Here is a 3622-nt window from a genome sequence, read left to right on the forward strand (position 1 = left end):
CAGGAAGAAAGAGGCATTGGCCCCCGCCGGCGAGGCCGACCGCCGCACCGCCATCTCGCTGGCCGATGATATCCTCACCAAGGGCAACAACGCGGACCAGTAGTCTCGCGGCTGCGTCAGCTTCACCAGCAGCACTCGATTTCGATCGCGATCAGTTCTCGATCGGCTCCGTCGGCACCATGCTGGGCGCCGGCGTCGAGATCGGCGTGACATGGGGGTGTGGCGCCAAGGTGTTTTCCGGGCAGCTATCCCCGATCTTCGTCCACGATGTGTTGTTGAGCACCATGTCGCAGCGGGCCAGATGGCTCCGGTCGGCAACCGTCAGGCAGGCGACCTGGCCAAGCTGGTAGGATTTTCCATTGGCCAAGCATTCCTGGTCGGCAAATGCCGCACCGGGAGCGGCCATGGCAAATGCCAGGCCGATCGGACAAAGATGAAATCGTGTGCTCATGGAACCCCAGCCGCCATGCTGGACCGCAATGAACGGCGCGAAATGTGGCGATATGAGGTCCAGCGCCTGCGTGCCCGGCGAGGTTCTCTCAGGCCGGCTGAAGCGCGAGATCGATCGCCACCGGGACGTGATCGGACGGTTTTTCCCAGGCGCGCACGTGCTTTTCGATCGACGCGGAAGAAAACCGGTTGGCGGCTTCCGGCGACAAAAGCAGGTGGTCGATGCGGATGCCGTTGTTCTTCTGCCAGGCGCCGGCCTGATAGTCCCAGAACGTGTAGGTGTCGTGCGCGTCGGTGACCGCGCGCACCGCCTCGGTGAAACCAAGGTTGAGCAGCCGGCGGAAGGCTTGTCGCGTCTGCGGCTGGAACAGGGCGTCGCCCAGCCAGTTCTCCGGAAACCGCGCGTCGATCCGCTCGGGAATCACGTTGTAGTCGCCGGCGAGCACCAGGGCCTCCTCAAGTCTCAGCCGTTCTTCGGCCCAGCGCTCCAGCCGCGCCATCCAGGACAGCTTGTAAGGAAACTTCTTCTCGTCATCGATCGGATTGCCGTTCGGCAGATAGAGCGAGGCGACGCGCAAGGCGCCCTTGTCGGTCGAGAAAACGCCTTCGATGAAACGCGCCTGTTCATCGGCATCGTCGCCGGGCAGGCCCCGGATGACTTCGTCGAAGCGCAGCTTCGACAACAGGGCCACGCCGTTGAAACCCTTCTGGCCATGGGTTTCGACATTGTAGCCAAGCGCCTCGATCTCGGCGCGCGGGAATTGCTCGTCGACGGTCTTGATCTCCTGCAGGCAGACGATGTCGGGTGCGCTCTCGGTCAGCCAATGGGTGAGATTGCCAATGCGGGCGCGGACACCGTTGATGTTCCAGGTGACGATTTTCATGGCGGTCTCGATGCTATTCAGTTGGATTCTTGCGGCGGATGGCGTTCGACGAGGCCAATCGTATTGCCAGCCGGGTCCTTTAGGAAGGCCATCCATTCGCTTTCCCCCGCTGGACCGAACTGGCCCTCCGTGTCGCGATGGACAAGTGTTGGCGGCGCGGTGAAGGGTACGCCTGCCGCGACCGCAGAGGCATGGAAGTCGTCGAGGCCGGATATGTCGAGATAGACGGTTCCGGCCGGTATGCCGTCAGTGAACAGCAGCCTGATATCGCCGGCCATGATGAAGGCGATGCCCGGCGGATCGAAGCGCGCATGAACCGCCATGCCGAGCACGTCGCGCCAGAAAGCCAGCGTGGTGTCGAGATCACGGCCAGCCGACAGCGCGATCTGACGGATCGCACTAATGGCAGGCATTCTATATGGAGAAACTCGTGCCGCAGCCGCAGGAGGCGACGGCGTTCGGATTGCGGATCTGGAACGACTGGCCCATCAGATCGTCGACGAAATCGATCACAGAGCCGCCCATATAGACCAGCGACAGGTCGTCGATCAGCACGGTGGCGCCGTCCTTCTCGATGGCGACGTCGTCGTCGTTGCGCGTATCGACCAGGTCGAACTTGTAGGAGAAGCCCGAGCAGCCGCCGCCTTCGACCGACACGCGCAGCGCCGTCTTGCCGGCCTCGTTCGAGACAATCCTGGCGATCCGCCTGGCGGCGGCCTCGGTCATATCGACTTTCATGGCAGTCTTGGCATCAGCGCCCATGGGCGTCACCTTGCTTTCGGTTTCACATGATAGGTATGAAGCGCGAGGGGCCAAGTCAACCTGGCTAAGTCAACTGCGGCAGCATCAGCCATGACCAACGAGTTGGGCGACATCGGATTCGGCTATCGGCCGCGCGCCGCCTATGCCTGCGATCCGGCAAAGTCGCGCGGGCGGCTGTTCGACGAGGTGGAAAGCCCGACCCGCACGCCATTCCAGCGTGACCGTGACCGCATCATCCATTCGACGGCCTTCCGGCGGCTCAAGCACAAGACGCAGGTCTTCATCGCGCATGAAGGCGACCACTATCGCACCCGGCTGACCCATTCGATCGAAGTGGCGCAGATCGCGCGCGCCCTGGCACGGGCGCTGCGCGGCGACGAGGATCTCGCCGAGGCGGTGGCGCTGGTGCATGATTTCGGCCACACGCCCTTCGGCCACACCGGCGAGGACGCGCTGAACGAAAAGATGGCCGCCTGGGGCGGCTTCGACCACAACGCGCAATCGCTGCGCATCGTGACGAGGCTGGAGGCGCGCTACGCCGAGTTCGATGGGCTCAACCTGACCTGGGAAACGCTGGAAGGCCTGGTCAAGCACAATGGGCCGCTGACGAATGCTAACGGCAAAGGTCTGAAAGGGCCGGTGCCGCAGGCGATCCGTGATTACTCTGAACTGCACGATCTCGAACTCGACCGGTTTGCCGGCATCGAGGCGCAATGCGCGGCGATCGCCGACGATATAGCCTACAACACGCATGACATCGATGACGGCTTGAGGGCAGGGCTCTTGACGCTGGACATGCTGGAGACGGTTTCGCTGCCGGGAACGATCCTGAAAGGCGTTCGCTCACGCTATCCCTCCCTCGATGATGTGCGCACTGGCCACGAGCTGATGCGGCGGCAGATAACCGCCATGGTCGAGGACGTGATCAAGTCGACGACCGCCAATCTCGATCGCATCAGGCCGCGGAGCGCCGATGCGGTGAGGGCAGCTGGCGAGACGATGGTGGTTTTCTCGGCCGAAATGGCTGCCTTGGAGAAAGAACTGAAGGCCTTCCTGTACAAGCACCTCTACCGGCACGCGGAGGTTATGCGGGTGCGCGCGGACGCCGAGCAGATCGTCAAAAATCTGTTCGACGCCTATTTCGCCGATCCGCGCGCCATGCCGGACGGCTGGCGCGAGGGGCTGGATCGGGCCGACGACCGCATCAAGGCGCGCAGCGTCGCCGACTTCCTGGCGGGTATGACCGACACCTACGCGCTCAAGGAACACCGGCGTTTGTTTGACCATACGCCTGAATTGGGCTAGGGCGGGCTCGATTTTGCCGGCCAACGAGCCGGATTCGCTGCAAAGCCGCCAGAGCCAGACCCCAGAGTCACACAAATGAACATCTTCGCCGATTTCACCGCGCGAATCATAAAAGCCGTCGAAGCGCTTGATCTGAAAGACAAAGACGGCGTTTCGCCTGACCTGTCGCGCATTGCCGTCGAGCCGCCGCGCGACGCCAGCCACGGCGACCTAGCGACCAA

At 62.8% G+C, this 3622-nt stretch carries 5 protein-coding genes and 1 pseudogene; 2 read left to right on the top strand and 4 right to left on the bottom strand.

The features are described 5' to 3' along the window. Nucleotides 1-103 (top strand): annotated as a pseudogene (locus EN893_RS39430) (sel1 repeat family protein); the annotation flags it as partial. 48 nt (nt 104-151) lie between these two features. On the opposite strand, the gene EN893_RS24065 reads toward EN893_RS39430, so the two are convergent. The 4 genes from EN893_RS24065 to erpA form a co-directional block, all read right to left on the bottom strand. Next, nucleotides 152-451: a hypothetical protein gene (locus EN893_RS24065; protein WP_127270688.1), complete on the bottom strand. Its 300-nt coding sequence runs from the start codon at nt 449-451 to the stop codon at nt 152-154. Nucleotides 452-539: 88 nt separating this feature from the next. Next, the gene (xth, locus tag EN893_RS24070; RefSeq protein WP_127270660.1) at nt 540-1334 is read right to left on the bottom strand and encodes an exodeoxyribonuclease III; all 795 of its coding nucleotides are present in this window, start codon (nt 1332-1334) and stop codon (nt 540-542) included. Between the two features lie 17 nt (nt 1335-1351). Continuing rightward, nucleotides 1352-1747 carry a VOC family protein gene (locus EN893_RS24075; RefSeq protein WP_127270658.1) on the bottom strand — a complete coding sequence of 132 codons (396 nt, stop codon included), beginning with the start codon at nt 1745-1747 and terminating at the stop codon, nt 1352-1354. A 1-nt stretch (nt 1748) separates the two neighbouring features. Beyond that, nucleotides 1749-2096 carry an iron-sulfur cluster insertion protein ErpA gene (gene erpA / locus EN893_RS24080; RefSeq protein WP_127270656.1) on the bottom strand — a complete coding sequence of 116 codons (348 nt, stop codon included), beginning with the start codon at nt 2094-2096 and terminating at the stop codon, nt 1749-1751. Nucleotides 2097-2186: 90 nt separating this feature from the next. Here erpA and EN893_RS24085 point away from each other — a divergent pair, with 90 nt between their 5' ends. Further along, a complete protein-coding gene (locus EN893_RS24085) occupies nt 2187-3401 on the top strand; it encodes a deoxyguanosinetriphosphate triphosphohydrolase (RefSeq protein ID WP_127270655.1) in 1215 nt (404 codons plus the stop codon). The last annotated feature ends 221 nt before the right edge of the window (nt 3402-3622 follow it).

The sequence above is a fragment of the Mesorhizobium sp. M7A.F.Ca.CA.004.04.2.1 genome (genome assembly GCF_004022825.1).
Taxonomy (GTDB): domain Bacteria; phylum Pseudomonadota; class Alphaproteobacteria; order Rhizobiales; family Rhizobiaceae; genus Mesorhizobium.